The organism is Pseudomonas sp. BNK-15 (genome assembly GCF_047456105.1).
Lineage (GTDB): Bacteria > Pseudomonadota > Gammaproteobacteria > Pseudomonadales > Pseudomonadaceae > Aquipseudomonas > Aquipseudomonas putida_E.
Map to the genome: position 1 here is coordinate 1,171,593 of NZ_CP179898.1, position 16,909 is coordinate 1,188,501.

Consider the following 16,909-nt stretch of genomic DNA (forward strand, 5'->3'; position numbering starts at 1 on the left):
CAGGGAGCTCATCGATCAGAATGGCTAGCACGCGTGAAAAAATGGACAGTGTTCGAGCATCCAGGGATGGACACGAATTCCACGAGGCGTGGGTCGCTCGTAAATGCCTGGGACTTCTGCTGCCCAGAGACCAGTTCGTTGGTGTTGCGATAGAGGGTTTCTCTCCCATTGATCAAACGGGTGCAGAGGACGCAGGCAACGAAATTGCCGACGCCGTTCTCTATTACGGGAAAGCTGCCTCGTTTGAGCACGCCCAAAAGATCGTCGTGGTGCAGGTTAAGTACTCAAAAGCCTCGGAAGACAAAGCGTTCCGTGCAGCCGATGCGAAAAAAACCATCGAGAAGTTCGCCAAGACCTATAGGTCGCACAAGACCAAGTATGGAACTGCTCAAGCACGTGAAAAACTTCGCTTCGAGTTAGTGACCAACCGTCCAATTCTCGACGAACTGGACGACGCGATCGCTGGGATTATTGCTGGAATTTCAGCGACAGGCACCGTCAAAGAACAGACAGACCAAATTAAATCGGCTTGCAATCTCAAGGGCAAGGATTTGGTAGAGTTCGTTAGTCGACTGAGCTTTACAGGACTTCGAGGAGATCTACGGGAAAGCAAGCACCGGTTGGCACTGATTCTCGCAGACTGGGGTGTAGCACGTGATCCTCAGGCTAGGGTTCGACTCAACGCTATAAGAGAACTAGCGCGTGATAAAGCGAACCTTGCAAATCAGAGGCGAAATGTGATTTCACGCGCTGATATTCTGACAGCCCTGGAGTTACAAGATGAACATGAACTGCTGCCTTGCCCAGCAAGCTTTCCAGATGTGGGTACGGTTGTAGAACGCAGCCAGTTATCCGACGTCGTCGAGAAGATTCCGCAACTGACCATTCCACTGGTCATTCATGCAGATGGCGGTATCGGCAAGACAGTCTTCATGAACTCTATTGCGGCTCGACTGACTGAAATACATCAAGTTGTTCTCTTCGACTGTTATGGAATGGGTCAATACCGCGCTCCTGGTGATGCGCGACATCTCCCGAGAAAAGGTCTGGTTCATATAGTCAACGAATTGGCATGTCGAGGCTACTGCGACCCGCTTCTACCGATCACAGATAATAGCGATGACTTAATACGGGTGTTTCGCCTTCGGATGAAGCAGGCCGCAGAAACGGTTCGCCGCTTCGAACCTGACCGACAACTTGTTCTCCTACTCGACGCAATCGATAATGCTGGCGAACATGCAAGAGATCGCGGTGAAATCTCTTTCCCTGCACTTCTGCTCGCCAGCCTAACTCACGGCGGTTCGATTTCTGGTGTGCAGTTAGTAGTGAGTACACGTACTCATCGACGTGCCATTGCAACAGGCGAAGCGACATGTGAACAGTTTGAGTTGAAGACCTTCACGATTGATGAAACACGTGAGTTCCTGAAAACCAGGATAGAGGATCATAGTGAGGACAACACCCAAGTAGCTCAGTCTCGATCACGAGGAAACGCTCGCGTGTTGGAACATCTGGTCGCAGATGCTCCCGCGTTATTGGCTTCCTCAGAAAAGCATAACGTAATCCAGTTGGATGAGCTACTTCGCAAAAGAATCAACTCTGCGCTAATGCAAGCCCGCAAGCAGGGCTATAGTGATATGGATATCACCACATTTTTGACCGGTCTGGCGTTACTTCCGCCACCAGTACCGGTTCGGGAATTTGCCGAAGCCAGCGGGCTTGCAGAGGGAGCAATCGCCAGTTTCGCTGCAGACCTTTCGCCACTTTTGGAGCACACGAAACACGGGCTGATGTTCCGAGATGAACCGACAGAGACCCTCATTCGAGACGAGTATTGTGGAAACAGCGACACTTTAAGCAGTCTCTCGAAAAGACTGCTTGGTATGCAGGCGACTTCAATTTATGCCGCTACCACTTTGCCCGACTTGTTGAAACAACTGGAAGACGGAGAACTACTATTCAATCTCGCGTTTGACGAGAGAATCCCGACCACTATCAGAAGTCCTGTCAGTCGCCAAGCCATTCGACATGCACGCTTACGAGCTGCTGTGGCCTACGCTGCTGAGAAGGATGAAACAAACCACTTGGTCCCACTTCTTGTAGAGTTGTCGACCTTGGCAGCGGTGGATCAGCGTGGCACTGATTACATCCTCGACAACCCTCACCTCACGGTCTACTCCGGCGATGCGGACTCAATACGTCGCCTTTTCGAACTGCGTACCCATTGGCCTGGTACTCGTCACGCGCGGCTGACTATTGCTTATGGTCTCGGCGGAGACTTGGCAGATGCCTATTACCACGCCCATCGGGTTAAAGAATGGAGAACTCATTGGCTTGAGCAAGACTTCAGCGAACGCCAACTGCAGCGCGACAGAGCCGATCCGACTGCCTTAGATATGGCTGCCGTACCTTTCTGCTATCTGATCAAAGGGGAAAGTGAACGCGCGGCAGCAGATCTTAAGATGTGGATGGACTGGTACGCTTTTGAGGTGACGGAGACGTTAGTGCCTTTGTTACGCTTGGGCGCTGATATGGGAAGCCTGAAAAGCAGCTCGGTCGATGCTTTTGTGAAATCTGATCTGTTGGGCCCAGGACCGCTAACAGCGTTGATTCCCTTTTTTGACGGGAATTTATCTCTACAGAGAGCCCTGATCAGCAAACTTTCAGGCGCGTGCGAGAAAGCCCAACAGGTGAAATTAGGAGAAAAAAACTCCAGCTATAAACAACCGCGAATCATTCTCGGTTTGTTACGAGCGGCTTCAGTAGCCCTTCTTAACGGCATGAAACTCGAGGCCAAGCAGATCTTGGCCGCCACACCAATACCTGTCCCATCACTATACTTATACACAAGCGAATACTGGTCAGAAGAGATCTATCCATTTCTGGCGAAGGTGGCACTGCTTAGCGTTTCCGATGGTCTAGAACTTCGGGAGCGCGAAATTCTTCCCGAAGAACTTACGGACCTTATTGTAGAGATTCCCCCAAATATCCAGAGAGAAGAGCTCAAAGCCGCGCTAAAGCTTGAACTTGAAAAAAGATCTAGCGAGACGCACCGCAACGATAGTAGTCAGAAGACCTTCTCCGCTGACACGAAGAGTGCCGCACTACGATTCTTAACGCACCAGTTGGAGCATTGGTTGACAATCTCCCGTGCATTTGCTGCCGGTTTCAGTGATCAGCTTGAAATTGGCCGACGCTTGACCCCTCTACTCGATATTTGGCCGGACCTGCTTCGCTGCAATGACTACCAGTCCGGTGGAAGTGATGCGCAGCGTCATCGCCTCCTGGTGGCTGACCGACTCCTAACGCTAACGTTTGAAGCGGCGTCCACTCTAGAAGTGTCTGAGGTTGTCCACTATCTGGAAGCAGTAAAAGCACGCGGAGCATCCGAAATTTCGAATCTAATTAGAATCGTAAGCGTGCTGGCCGTCAGACCCGAACTACACATACTAGCAGGATCAACAGCAAATAATGTGAGGCTGGCCATCGAGCAAGAGGATGAGGTTAAACAGCGTGCGGAGCTCTTTGCTGATCTAGCACAAGCTGTATCGCCAGCTAGCAAGCAAGAGGCGGCCGTCTATTTTCACCGCGGCTTGGAGCAGTTAGATGCTGTTGGGTCTGGCGACTATCAGTTCGTAAATGAGCTGATGCAATTTGCAGCCTCTCTGCATGGGGAGGAGCTTTCTGAGGAAGACTGCCACACGCTATCCAACATCTGCGAACTTAATCTTGGTGATGAGGAAAATAAGTTCAACTGGGGCATGTACGGCATGGCAATGGCAAAAGCCTCAGGACTGAAGGGGCTGGCAAAGCTTTCCCGATGGGAAGACAGAGGTAGGGTCACACTCGACTACACACTTCTCCCATATATTCGGGGCTTGATCCACGCTAGGAAGATACACCCGAATGCTGCACTTGCAATGCTCAGAACTGCAAGTCCTGCAGAGCTGTGGGTATGCGGCACGGAGCAACTAATTGAGTCCTTGGAGCATCTGCAGCTTAGTCAACAGGATGACCTAATACGAGAATTAATCACCCAGTATCATCAAAATAACCCACATGGCTTCAGCCCAGCAGTACCGCGTGCTTTAGCAGGCCTGGCCAAATCCGCCTTAGGTACAGACTCTAATGATTATAAATATCTATCCTCACTGGCTGAAAGCATTGAGGTCTCTACGCGAGAGTACAACGACCTGAATAATTGGCGAGGCGCCCCTGCTTCTGAGGTTATCGATCGACGTCAAAGAGAACAAGCTGACGCAGAAAAGTTACTTGAGTCACTGGTGCTGGCAATCAACCCTACAGACGATCTCTCCTTGTCTGAAGCACTAGAGAAACTTCAGGAGCTGAATAGTTGGGGCAGGCGAATTCAAGAGAATTTCTTCGAGCAGTTGCAGACCAAAGTCCCTTACGGACACTGGCCAAAGTATGTCAGCACAATTGCACACCAGGAGCAATTAACACTCCATGAGAAGATTCGCATTCTTAGCGCATGCAAAGAATCTTGGTCACAAGCTTCCAACGCTCTTTCCGACGCTCTTTATGATTGTGGCTCTATCATTATCCGTCACTGCGCAGATGAGTTCATATCATTTGGTTACCTAAGTACCTCGGACATCGATGAGCTTTCCACGCTGACAGGCAAAGACCGCCAAAAACTTATACTTGAGCTAATTACAGAGTTCTCTCGCCCCAATTTTGATGTACCGGCATCTGTGTGGTTGAATCTAGGGACCACACTGAATGGTGCAGCCGCAGAGGGAGTTGGACAAACAGCTATTCATCGACTTTTGAATACCGGGGCTGCAAAATTGGCGTCTTCTGTTTTGGACGGCCCCTGGCAGCCCTCTCTTTACCCACCTCAAGATCAATCAGAGGTGGCCGCAGGACTCATTTGGTTCGCACTTGGCGCACCAGAGGCCGAAAGACGATGGATGGCCGCTCACAGCCTAAGGGTTGCGATGCGCCTTGGCCAAACTGATATTTTGGACAAGGTTGTGTCGAAGTTTGATGCCACGAATGCAGCTCCTTTTCAGGCTCCCGAACTGCCCTTCTTCCATCTCCATGCAAAGCTCTGGCTTCTGATAGCGTTGGCACGTATAGCTTTAGATCAGCCCGCAGAGGTGAGCAAACACCAAGCTCTGCTGGAACGGATCGCGCTGGATGTGGAAGAGCCTCATGTACTTTTCAAGCACTTCTCCGCACGGGCACTACTCACGTGTAATGATCAGGGCCAACTTAGGCTTGAGCCAGCAAGATTGGAAGAGCTTGAACGCGTCAATCACTCTCCTTACCCAATTGAAAAGTCGAGCAAACATATCGGGGGAACTTTTTACAAAGGGCGTCCAGATGGCGTACCAAAACCACTTAAGCCACTCTATCTCGATCACGACTTTGGCAAGCTTGATGTCGCTGGATTAGGTGAAGTATTTGGCCAGCCGCATTGGTATACAGAAGATGCTGTAAACCTATGGGTGCGACGTCACGATGCTCAAATCACTCATATGTCAGATCAAGGAGGACGGTCCATATATCGGCGCGGGGGGGCTCGTGGACTTTCTCACGATCAACACAGCTATGGTGAGCAACTATGTTGGCATGCCCTACATGCGGTGGCCGGTGAGTTTCTCGCTAAGCTCCCTGTGACTCAGGGGCCTTATAGGGATGGGGACCCGTGGGAAGAATGGTTGAGTGAGCGAGTGCTTACCCGCAAAGACGGGTTCTGGTTAGCCGATGCCACTGATCGACGACCTCTGCCCACCCGTATCAACCTACGGGAAGCGTCCGAGGGTAAAGTGGTCCTAACCGGAGCAGCGAGTACGCTGCAATCACTAATAGGCATCAATGGCAATCTGGATGAATGGGTGGTGGTAGACGGCGAGTGGAAATCTATCGATGGCATCGACGTCCATATCCGATCAGCTTTTGTTTCGACTGAGGAAAGCGCGCGGGTCGCAGCAGCCCTAGCTAATGAGGAGCCGTTCCATGCCTATATACCTCGATTGGACGAGTATGAGGATACAGAGTCTGACGCCAGCTCGCATTTGCCTCTTATACCTTGGATTGTTGACGTCAGCCATGCTGAAGGGCTCGATGAATACGACACTTTGGGTGCAGCCTCAGCAGCATCGCGTTTAAAACTTGCTAGGCGGGTAAATGATTTCGCACAAATCACCGAAGAAGCCCCATATGGACGCCGGTGGATTGATCCCTCAGGCGGTGTCCTGGTGCAATCTCAAATTTGGAATCAGCGAGCAGACCGTAACGATGATCACCTCTCCAGCGGCACTCAGCTAAGTTGTCGTACGGACCTTATCCAGAGATATCTATCTGCGAATAATGTGAACTTGCTCATCCTAATAGTCCTGCGACAGTACGAGCCTGGATACGGCAATAGCTCCTCCCGATCGTCGCACACCATAGCTGTGGTGGAGATAAGCGAATCGCTTAAAAGTACCTACTACCCAGGGCGAACTAACGAGTTAGACGATTAGAAACAGCACACTTTTACTCAACACAGCTAGATAAAAATCTTGACGATGGATGGCGGCCAGTTAACATTTACGATACTTGGCCGCCATTACTGCTCTATGCCGAGTGCTTAACGGGCATTTACGCCGACGCCTAATTAAGCTGCTGCGCTAATTTGATCAGAATCGTGGAGCTGGACATCAATAATCAGTGAAGGGGTATACTTCCAACTCATTTCACCCAAATCTCGCTCGCTCCAGTGAGTAAAGCTCTCAATTTGACTACTCACGTGGAAGCGATGAAATGCCATTCCTTCTCGTCCCATGTAGCGTTTCGCCGCATACAGCTTCGCCCCGAGATCAAGAAGCTGTTTTACTGACACATCCCATTGTTCTTCCAGGCGCTCCAGTGCCACCAAGACTGCGCAGCGCTCGGCCCTGATAATTTCTTGATCAGCTTCCTCGATATGCGCGTCGATGGTTTCAATTTCCAGTTCCATTGCAGCAATCATCAAGCCTTGGCGACGCTGATGCTCCAGAGCAAAGCCTAAGGCTTTTGCTGCCTTTTGTGCCTCATCGGCAGCCTTCTTCTCGCCCTCGACGTCGCTCCAGGCAATCGCTTGGGCGTAGGCCCGTGCTGCATTCTCCTCAGCCTGGCGAGCATCGGCGATTTGCTTATCGGATTGGCTCCTCGCTTCCGCCAACCGACTGCTCAGCATCTTCCGCTTCCCTTCTAGATCAGCCTTATCAATTGCCCAGTTGCCCATTGTTTCTTTATATCCTGCCATCAGCTCGGAGCTGTTGGCTTTTCGGTCGTACCATGCAATATCCTGATCGATGAGAGTAATTTTGAATTCAATGCTGTCGACTTTGGAGTTTGCCTCTCGCAGGCGAATTTGTAGTTCATCGCCGGCTGAAGTTGCCGCGAAATCCGGGTCATTCAGATGCCCTTCCCACTGAGCGATTTGCTCTTTGAGTTCGTGGAGTTCTGCTTGGTGGTGGCAGCGTTCTGTATTCAGTTGTTCAAGACTTTTCATTCATTTGTCATCCATAAAATTTAGGTATCAATTGAACGGCTGGCGAGGCCGGACACGCCGGCGTAAGCCTCATATACGAGGGCTACTTTTAAGCAGCCACAGCCTCAGCCAGCGGAGCCTCGGTACTCGGCTCACTGAGCACCACATAACAGCGCTGCATTCCCATGCCTGGCAGTCTCACAGTGCAGGAAGCCTTTCCGTCCTTACCGCTCTGCAGAACGCCTCGCTCTATCAGCTCGCGGTTGACGGCCGTGATGTTCATTCCACGGAACACCTCAGAACGCCACGCCTCTGGAAGCACGTAGTAGGTGATGGTTGTATGCATGGTGTCGCCCATGCCGTGCTCCATGGTTTTACGGAAGCCCAACCGGTCGATTGTGCGAGGGCCGTGCTCATCGATCTTCGCGGCGATGGACTCCCATCGTGTGAACCGGCTCTCGCCGAAGCGCTCAATGATTTGGCGCAGGCGAGCCATGATGGCTTCCCCCTCCATGTTCCCAGCACCGCCGCGCTCTGCCAGCCAGGCGTGCAGGCAAACGCGAGCTGCGGTGAGCGCAGCGCCATCAGGCCAGCCGGTCACGCCCAAGGCAGTGGCGAGCTCGCCCGCTGCGCCGGCCAGGCCGAAGCGCAGAGCAGCACGCTGGACCTGCCCACTTGCTGACGCCGGGAGATTCTGTGCAATAAACTGCTCCACAGTCCGACGCATGATGCTCACTAGACCGGGAAGCTTGCCGGGAGCGCACAAGGCCTCTAGGAATGCCGTGAGCGGCGTACCGTAAAACTTACTCACCCGCAACTTGAGCGCATCTGATAGCGCTGCGGCATCCTCGAATCCGCACAGGGTGTCGAACATCCCCAGCCCTTTGCTGGCGTTCGCCGGTACCGCCAGCATGCGAACCTCCATGCCAGCCTTGAGCTCTTTGTTGGCTTCAGCCATGTGCTGCGCAAGCGTCTTCTCACCGGTCGAAAGAAACAGCAGGCGCCATTCCTGTACGGTACGGCCTGCCTGTCCCCGATCATTCGCCCGAGCTTTGCCGGTGCCGTTACCGAGCATGTAGACGGTCTCGCCGATAATGCGAGCGTCGCACATGCCGATTTCATCCAGGATCAGAAGTCCATCAGAGTGCGCAGCAGCGATTGACTCCAGGGCGTTATCGGTCGACCTCCAAGACCGTACCAATCGTGGTCCGCCATATACTGAAGCGGCCACCTGCAAGTGCGTGGTCTTCCCGCCGGAACTGTCACCGTAAAGGTGAAAACCGCCGGACTCGTGCCCCAGCAGATGAAGCAAGGGGCCGGCAAAAGCCGTGCTGACCACAAACGCCAAGCGGTGATTACCGACACAAAGGGCGCCGATCTGGCTCTGCCACTGCTCTAGGGTGCCCGCCTCGTTGATTGGCGGGAGCTGAGCTCCAGCGTCATAGAAATGCAAGTGCTCGCCATGCTGGCCAATCTGACGATCAGGCAGCAGGAATGCATTGTTGTGCCAGCCCAAACGGGTAACCAGTCGTGCGCGCTGCGAGCTATCAAAACCCTGCAGGTAGCTCTGCAGGTCGTTACGCGCATGCCTCCCTGACCTAGAGCCGGCCAGGCGCAGCCCCATGTCGACCAGTGGCCCCAAGACGTCTTTACCGAAATCGCCGGTCATAGTGCGCGCCGGGATGTTCCAGCGTTTCTTTTCACCGTCAGGGTCGTCGAACTCGACAAGCAGACCCCAGTTGTGGCCCTTCTCGTCGCGGGTGCGCGCGAGAATTTCAAGAGGCGAACATACGGGGCGGGCCTCACCATCTTCGGTGGCGTAAAAAACGCCTTCTTCTGTCAGGCGGAACCCAATCGGGAGTAGATCCCGACTGGCGCGAGCCTTGCCTTTCTCTGCTTTGCTTGGCTTCGCATTGACCACCTCGACAACCGATGGAGTGCTCTGATTCGAAGCGCCGAACAGCTCCCCGGTTCCAGCAAGCAATGCGAAATGCGCAGCAGTCCACCCTTTCTCCAGTGCATCGGCGGCGTCATCACCATCGCCCCAGCGTCCGCCTTTCGCAAAGCTCGGCGTTTCGCCCTTGAGCATAGGCTTGCGCTTGAACACTGATAGATCGATGGTTTGCACTTCACAACCAATTTCCGCCAGCTTGGCGGCTACCGCCTGCATGCACTTCGCACCGCTGTCATCGTTATCAGGCCATAAAAGCACCCCACGGCCCTGCAATGTGGTGAAGTCCGCCTTATGCCAAGAGTTGGAGCCGTTGGGCCAACAGGTGGCCACGTAAGTGGGCAAAAGCACCTGGGCTGCATCAGCTGCCTTCTCGCCCTCGCACAGAATCACCGGAGCATCTGGCTTCTTATCCAGCTCGTCCAGGCGTAACAGTGGGCGTGGCTCAGCCAGCCCCTGCCAGCGCCATTGAGCCCGCCCCTGCGCACCGCGTATGCACCACGTGAGTGGTGCAAAAACCTTCTTGGCGGGCTCTTCTGGATTACCGGCGACATCGAAGCGATAGAGAACCATCAAGGGCTCGCCTTGGCTGTTGCGGTAACACCAAACTTTCGATGGAACCCCATGCTGTCGGTGCTTGTTTGGACATTTGGTCATCGCCTCAGCGGGGATCGGTAACACCGCCTGCCATTCAGCAGTGGCGGGCTTGTTCGCCGACTGAGCCGAGATAACCGTACCGGCATCAATACGTAGAAACTCGATGAGCTTCTGGCATGCATCAACATCGGAGCAGCTTTCGAGATAGCGCACCAGGTCGATCAGATCGCCGCCTTTGTCACCCGTGGCAAAGTCAGCCCACGTCCCCTTGGTCAGACTGATTTTCAGAGAACCGGCGTGCTTGTCATTCCGGGTGGGGTTCGGTGCGGTGTACTCCTTACCGCCGTCTACTCGTTTACCGCCTGGCAACCAGTTAGAAAGGACTTGCTCGATTGACTTGAGGGAGGCGTGTTTGACTTCGGAAAAGCTGGGGCGCTTGCTCATTTGCCCGCTCCATGCACCAGCTGGTAGGTGGACTTGTCGCCGTGCAAAGCCAGCGACCGAATCAGTCCCACTGTGCCTTGGACGTCCCAAATAACATTCGCTATTACTGAGTCAGACAACCTTTCAACATCCGGACCGGAATTGAACTGTGCCATGAGCAAGTGCAAAACGGCGTCGACGCGGGAACAAGCCGCAGTGATGGCATCAATCGGCACACCGGCAGCATTGGTGGCGGATACGGATAGAAGGTCTTCGGGGAGACGCCCCTCAAGTCCCTTGGATGCAGATAATTTCATTGCGCACCCCCGACGGTTTCCAGGGAGCGAGCAATGCTCATATGTCGGTTGTAGCGTGCGAGTCGGATAGCAAGGCTGGAGTTTGCGTGCAGAGCGGCGAGAGCCATTGCCCGGTGGGCGGCGGCGCGAATTTTGGACGGATTGAGGGCGTGCATGTGAAGCTCCTATTGTTGAGGAGCTGCCACGGATCGTCGCCAAACGATTAAGGGTGGCAGCTGTACGCAGGTTGGCGAACCGGGACAATAGGAACCCGGCAGACCCGAAGGTCTCCCACGCACAGCCGCCATAACGCAGACATGCGGGCACAAAAAAAGCGCCAGCAATCGATATGGGGGCGCCTGTGCGCCTATTGTTTCTCGGGTCGCCAAACCCGGCCGCTGAATTTGCAGCGACGGACGCAGCATAGCGGCTCGATTTGATAAGAGCAATAAGCGAGGCTTGCGCGATCACGCTCGACGTCATAGATTGGGGGGGCATACGAATTACCTCTAACGCCTCCGGTTGCAGCCGGGGGCGTTTTCGTTTGAGCAGTGAGGCCGGTGCTTTCAGTTGCCGGGTGTCAGTGGGTGCGCTTCGCCTTTCAGCCAGGCAAAGATCCTTGCGTCTTCCTTGCACCGGCGGCGGTACTCTTCAGTGAGCCACTCTCCACGTTTTGCAACGCACTCAGCCACGAATGTATCCAGATCTGTCAGGTCTCGTCCGAACGCATGGCTTTGTTCGCTGGTGGCTTGCTCTTCCCTCAGATCGTTCGCTACCCAGTCCTCCCACACCTCTGCTTCATTCGAGTAGAGGTAAGTCTCATCGGTGAACCAATAGGTTACCCACTCAGCCAGTTGGCTTGCGGTGAGGCCCAAGCGCCGCTGTTTGTCCATTGCGAACGGCCCTTCTCCCACGATGGTAGAGAACTCGCGACGGACTCCATGCTTCCGCACGAACGCGGGCATTTCCCAAGGATTAGCGCGGAGCGGAATGGCTAGGCCATCTGGGTTGAAAAAGAACGCCTCTTGGGACTGGCCGTTCCAACTCACGCCAGCAATGATGCGGTGGCGCCAATTGATATCCCCAGGCTTGTAGAGGCAGAAGGCTGCACCATAGGGATCATGGAATGGGCCAGTGAAGTGATAGCGGCGCACACTCATGCTGCCACCCGATCACGAGCCTGAATGCGGCTACGCGTCCATGCTTGAACCTCGGAGAGAACCCAGGCTACCGGGGCACCCCGGGCGGTGCTGTTGCTCAGCTTCACCGGCAGCGGAAAGCCACTCTCAGCCTGCTGCATCAGCTTGTAGATCGTGGGACGGGCCAACCCTACGATGGCCATCACTTCAGTGATGCGTATCAGAGTGGTCTGTGGGTCGCGCCCAGAATGGAGGGAGGTTGCTGCGGAGAAAGTGGTCATAGTCATGCCTATATCTTCAGAGACAGGCACAGACTAAAAACTCAAAAACGAATCAACACGGTCCGCTCTTTTTTCTTTTTTTCCTAGGGCCGTACTCTCCCAGCTCTCTGAGATTTTCCCTAATCGTGTCCCGTGTTCCGATTCCCTCTACACCGACCAGCCTAGACAGCAGTGCCTTAGGTTCAATTTCAGGATAGGACTTCTTGATACGCTCAACGGCGACCCGGGTGAGCTCCCGCTTCTTCGCCTTTCCATCTTGAGTAGCGGTACCTGGCCGACTGTTCCCCTTGCCAGCCAAGCGAGCCCGCTCGGAGCTTTTCACGGTGTAGATTTTGTCGATCATCGCCGGAAAAAAACTACCTGGCTGAAGCGTCCCAGAGCTCAACGCGACTTCAGACTGGCGATGAAGGTCAGCAAGCATCAAAACCTTTTCCGATTCAGCCACCCACTGGGCAAAGGTCTCTCTCACCTCTGCTTCCCTGCCCGGTTGAGTACGACGTTGGCGCTCAACCATGGTTTGAAAAAAATCGGGATCATTCAGCCTTAGGGATTCGGTTAAGTCAGGGTTGATGTCGTACACGTTGAGCTCAACATTCCCCAGCCAATCAGCCAGCATCTGAACAGCGTCCAGCGCTTGCGCGAAAGCGTAGCTCGCCGCCATTCGAGAGCTAGGAATAGCTTCAACTTGACCTAGCACCTCACGCACTACATCCGGCAGCGAAAATGACTGGGCAAAGCACAATCGCTCGTAAATGAGATCTCGCTGTCTGAACGTCTCATTGATTACCCGCCTTGCTTGACTGGAATACCCCAAGCCTTCCTCGAGCCAATATGAAGCTGCCTCGTTTATCACATCGAATGCATGGCGAAAGTGCTCACGAAACTCAGGGAAAAGTGCAGCTTCCGCTACAGCATCCTCCATCACCTGGATCTCATCGAGCAGGCTACTGATGTCAGTATTCGCAATCTCGAACGTGAATTGCTCCACCTCATTTTGGGACCAGTTCACACCCCACGCCCCCTTGATCGAAAAATGAGCCTGCGCCACAGATGATCGCTAAGATGCCGACAGGGACCACAGGCAACAGTAGTGCGAAACACCATATTGCGTTGATACACCTGCTTGTCTGCGTGGGCCAGCGATATGTTACCCGTCCGAAGGCTAGGGTTTTCAACGTTTCCACCAGCCTCGAAACACGGGTTACACATGAAACACCCAAATTGGTGGCTACGATCCACGAGCATTGTCGACCGTAACGCATCGCGGGCTCTCGATGCCTCATGCGTTTCTTGAGGTCTCAAATGTCGCTCGCTACAGCATCTCGGTGGGCAAAGTCGTACGGGGTGATCGCTTCCACTCGATTGGCGTCCAAATAATCTGCCCACCACTGCACCATGAGCCTTCGCTCCTGAATGTGTTCTGCTTTGTGGATATACGCTGCGCGCACTGTGTTTCGCTCCTGATGGCTCATCTGTCGCTCGACGGCGTCTTTACTCCACAGTCCCGACTCAACCAGTGCTGAACAAGCCATTGTCCTAAAACCGTGGCCGCATACTTCTGACTTCGTGTCATAGCCCATGCGTCGAAGGGCCTTGTTGACGGTGTTTTCGCTCATGGGTTTCCAGTGATGGTGATCACCTGCAAATACCAAATCGAATCGGCCGGTGAGATCACGGATTCGCTCTAAGACACTAACTGATTGACGACTGAGCGGAACCAAGTGTGGCGTGCTCATCTTCGAACCGCGATGGGAATTCTTTACTCCCTCGATAGGAGCTCGCTCACCAGGGATTTCCCACATCAACTTCCCCATGTCGATCTCTCCCCAGCGAGCGAACCGAAGCTCACTGGAGCGGATGAACACCAGCAAGGTCAGTTGCACCGCGAGCTTGGTCAGGCCGCGCCCGCTGTCGGCATCTATCCGCTGCAGAAGCTCAGGTAACCGAACAAATGGCAGAGCAGGCCGATGTGCTGTTTTGCGAGTAGCAGTGGCGCCTTGCAGATCGATCGCAGGATTGAAGTCCAGGTGCCCATGCTGAACTGCCATGCGGAGGATGCCCGTCATGTACTGACGTAGGCGTGCAGCCGTATCTAAGGTATCCCGCTTTTCTGCCGCTTTCAGCGGGACGAGCAGATCCCGTGTTTTCAGCTCCGCGACCGGACGATCACCGAGGGTGGGCAACAGGTGTGATTCGATCCGTCGCCAAACGGTGGCAGCATGACCAGGTGTCCACTTACGAGCGCAGGCCGCGTGCCATTCCTGAGCAAGCAAACGGAATGTATTCGCCCGGGCGTTAGCCGCTTCCTGTTTGTCCAAGCGCGCCTGCTCGATGGGGTCTTTCCCTGCAGCAAGGAGTTCAAGCGCCTGAGCGCGTCGCTCCCTAGCCGCTTTCAAGCCGAGCGCCGGATAGTTGCCAAACGTTGCTAAACCATCTCGGCCATCAGGTTTGGTGTACTTCATACGCCAGGTCTTGACCCCTGACGGCTTCACCAGCAGGTAGAGGCCTTTGCCATCGAACAGCTTGTAATCCTTCTCCCGAGGCTTGGCCGCATCACATTTGGGATCGGTGAGAGGCACCACTGTGCGCGCCATAGGGATACATTTCCTTGTCGAACCGAGATATCCCTAACCATATCCCTAAATCGCGTAGATGCCCAGAGACAAAACGAGACAGGAAGAAACAACAAAGCCCGCACTAGGCGGGCTTTGCGGGGTGTTTCGTAGACAGTCATAGACTTCTGGAAACTGGTCTCTGGTGCCGGAGACAGGAATCGAACCTGCGACCTTCGCGTTACGAGTGCGCTGCTCTACCGACTGAGCTACACCGGCGTGTAGCGCAACGTACCACTGCCGCAGCCGTTACGCAAACGCCTGTTTCCGCTGACTTATTCCCCTGCCTTTAGGCCCCTTTGCAGCCACTGGGCGCCAGGTCTTCCTCGATGTTGGTGGTGCAGCGCCAGCCGGTAGCCGAGCGCGTCAGGGTGAGGGCCTTGCCCACCACATTGGCCGGCGCGTCCACCAGGGTGCAGACGATGCTCCCGCTGCCGTCGGCAGCCTTGCCGGCAGCGGTGATCGCGCAATGCGCGGTCGCGGGCTGGCCGCCCAGTGCAGCTACATCGCCCACATCCTTCCCTTCATTCAAGCGCAGGTCCATCGCTGTCTTCAGCGCGCTGATCTCCAGCAAACCGGCAGCCGCCTTGGTGCGTGACTGGTGGTTGGTGTACATCGGGATGGCGATGGTCGCCAGGATGCCGATGATCGCGACGACGATCATCAGTTCGATCAGGGTGATACCGCGTTGCCCTTTCATGAACGGTTTCCTTTTTGATACGCGTGTTCGTTGAGGTCAGGCTCGACCCCGGCTGGCAGCGGCGCAGTAGGCCTGAACAGACACCTTTTGTCACCCCTGCCGGCCGGGGCGTCACCTTCGCTGAACTACTCTAGTGAGCATCGCCAATGCGCGCCCCTTCATGGACACGACAAGCTGTTTCCAGGCTTGTCACACGGGCAGAAAAGGACCTTTGCATGAACCATTCAACACAGCTCTATGCCTGGCAGGGCATCGATGCCAATGGCGCAGAAGTGCGCGGGCAGATGGCTGGGCGCAGCCCGGCCTATGTGCGGGCCGGGCTGCAGCGCCAGGGCATTCGCGTGGCTAGTTTGCGGCCCGCTAGCGGGCTGGTATGGCGCTGGCCTGCACGTCGGGCAAAGAGCGACCCTGCGGGTTTCAGCCGGCAGTTGGCAACGTTGCTGAGGGCGGGTGTACCGCTGCTGCAGGCCTTCCAGGTGATGGGCCGCAGTGGGTGCAGCGCGGCGCAGGCGGCGTTGCTGGAACGTTTGAAACAGGATGTGGCGGCGGGGTTGGGGCTGGCGGATGCGTTGCAGCGCCACCCGCAGTGGTTCGACGGGCTTTACTGCAACCTGGTACGCGTGGGCGAGCAATCCGGGACCCTCGACCGGCAGCTTGAGCAACTGGCGGGCATGCTGGAGCAGCGCCAGGCACTGCTCAAACGGGTGCGCAAGGCGATGCTGTATCCCCTGCTGCTGTTGCTCACCGGCCTGGGCGTGTCGGCGGTGCTGTTGCTGGAAGTGATTCCGCGCTTTGAAAGTCTGTTTGCCGGCTTTGATGCTGCGTTGCCGGCGTTCACGCAATGGGTCATCGGCTTGTCCACAGGGCTGGGCCGCCATGGGCCGCTGCTGTTGATAACCCTGCTTGTGGTGGCTTTGGGTATGCGCCAGCTGTATCGGCAGCATGCGCCAGCACGCCTGTGGATATCTTGCCAGGTACTGCGCCTACCGGTGTTCGGTCGGCTGCTGGGGCAAGCGGCGCTGGCCCGTTTCGCACGCAGCCTGGCTACGGCGTATGCCGCTGGGGTACCGCTGCTGGATGGGCTGGGCACCGTGGCCAGGGCCTGTGGGGGCGAGCTGCACGAGCGGGCCATTTTGCGGCTGCGCCAGGGCATGGCCAATGGGCAAGGGCTGCATCAGGCGATGGCGGCTGAGCCGTTGTTCCCGCCGCTGCTGGTGCAGCTGACGGCCATCGGTGAATCAAGCGGCACCCTGGACCAGATGCTGGAAAAAGCCGCCAGCCTTTACGAGGAACAGGTCAGCCAGGCGCTGGACCAGTTGACCAGCCTGCTGGAGCCAGCCATCGTGCTGGTCCTGGGCCTGCTGGTCGGTGGCCTGGTGGTGGCGATGTACCTGCCGATCTTCCAGTTGGGTAGTTTGATCTGA

General features: G+C 55.2%; 10 protein-coding genes and 1 tRNA gene. 2 read left to right on the forward strand and 9 right to left on the reverse strand.

Annotation, left to right across the window (positions count from 1 at the left end):
• The first annotated feature begins 20 nt into the window (after positions 1-20).
• Complete coding sequence (locus tag ACMGF5_RS05280) at positions 21-6,494, forward strand: NACHT domain-containing protein (RefSeq protein ID WP_414157617.1); 6,474 nt, start codon at positions 21-23, stop codon at positions 6,492-6,494.
• 134 nt (positions 6,495-6,628) lie between these two features.
• Here ACMGF5_RS05280 and ACMGF5_RS05285 read toward each other — a convergent pair whose 3' ends face one another.
• The 9 genes from ACMGF5_RS05285 to ACMGF5_RS05325 all read right to left on the reverse strand — a co-directional run bounded on the left by ACMGF5_RS05285 (position 6,629) and on the right by ACMGF5_RS05325 (position 15,485).
• Positions 6,629-7,507, reverse strand: a complete 879-nt coding sequence (locus tag ACMGF5_RS05285; RefSeq protein ID WP_414157618.1) for a chromosome segregation protein SMC — start codon at positions 7,505-7,507, stop codon at positions 6,629-6,631.
• Positions 7,508-7,595: 88 nt separating this feature from the next.
• On the reverse strand, positions 7,596-10,478 hold the full coding sequence (locus tag ACMGF5_RS05290) for a DUF927 domain-containing protein (protein WP_414157619.1): 2,883 nt from the start codon (positions 10,476-10,478) through the stop codon (positions 7,596-7,598).
• Positions 10,475-10,774, reverse strand: a complete 300-nt coding sequence (locus ACMGF5_RS05295; protein ID WP_414157620.1) for a hypothetical protein — start codon at positions 10,772-10,774, stop codon at positions 10,475-10,477. The genes ACMGF5_RS05290 and ACMGF5_RS05295 overlap by 4 nt, the downstream gene beginning before the upstream one ends.
• Positions 10,775-11,319: 545 nt before the next feature.
• Positions 11,320-11,913: a hypothetical protein gene (locus ACMGF5_RS05300; protein ID WP_414157621.1), complete on the reverse strand. Its 594-nt coding sequence runs from the start codon at positions 11,911-11,913 to the stop codon at positions 11,320-11,322.
• Positions 11,910-12,179 (reverse strand): helix-turn-helix transcriptional regulator, encoded by a 270-nt coding sequence (locus ACMGF5_RS05305; RefSeq protein ID WP_371316857.1) that lies wholly within the window; start codon positions 12,177-12,179, stop codon positions 11,910-11,912. The genes ACMGF5_RS05300 and ACMGF5_RS05305 overlap by 4 nt, the downstream gene beginning before the upstream one ends.
• Positions 12,180-12,225: 46 nt before the next feature.
• Positions 12,226-13,182 (reverse strand): hypothetical protein, encoded by a 957-nt coding sequence (locus ACMGF5_RS05310; RefSeq protein WP_414157622.1) that lies wholly within the window; start codon positions 13,180-13,182, stop codon positions 12,226-12,228.
• A gap of 289 nt (positions 13,183-13,471) precedes the next feature.
• Positions 13,472-14,767, reverse strand: a complete 1,296-nt coding sequence (locus tag ACMGF5_RS05315; RefSeq protein WP_414157623.1) for a tyrosine-type recombinase/integrase — start codon at positions 14,765-14,767, stop codon at positions 13,472-13,474.
• A 161-nt stretch (positions 14,768-14,928) separates the two neighbouring features.
• Positions 14,929-15,004 (reverse strand) — tRNA-Thr (locus ACMGF5_RS05320).
• 70 nt (positions 15,005-15,074) lie between these two features.
• Positions 15,075-15,485, reverse strand: a complete 411-nt coding sequence (locus tag ACMGF5_RS05325) for a pilin (protein ID WP_204918942.1) — start codon at positions 15,483-15,485, stop codon at positions 15,075-15,077.
• 215 nt (positions 15,486-15,700) lie between these two features.
• Here ACMGF5_RS05325 and ACMGF5_RS05330 point away from each other — a divergent pair, with 215 nt between their 5' ends.
• A complete protein-coding gene (locus ACMGF5_RS05330) occupies positions 15,701-16,909 on the forward strand; it encodes a type II secretion system F family protein (protein ID WP_414157624.1) in 1,209 nt (402 codons plus the stop codon).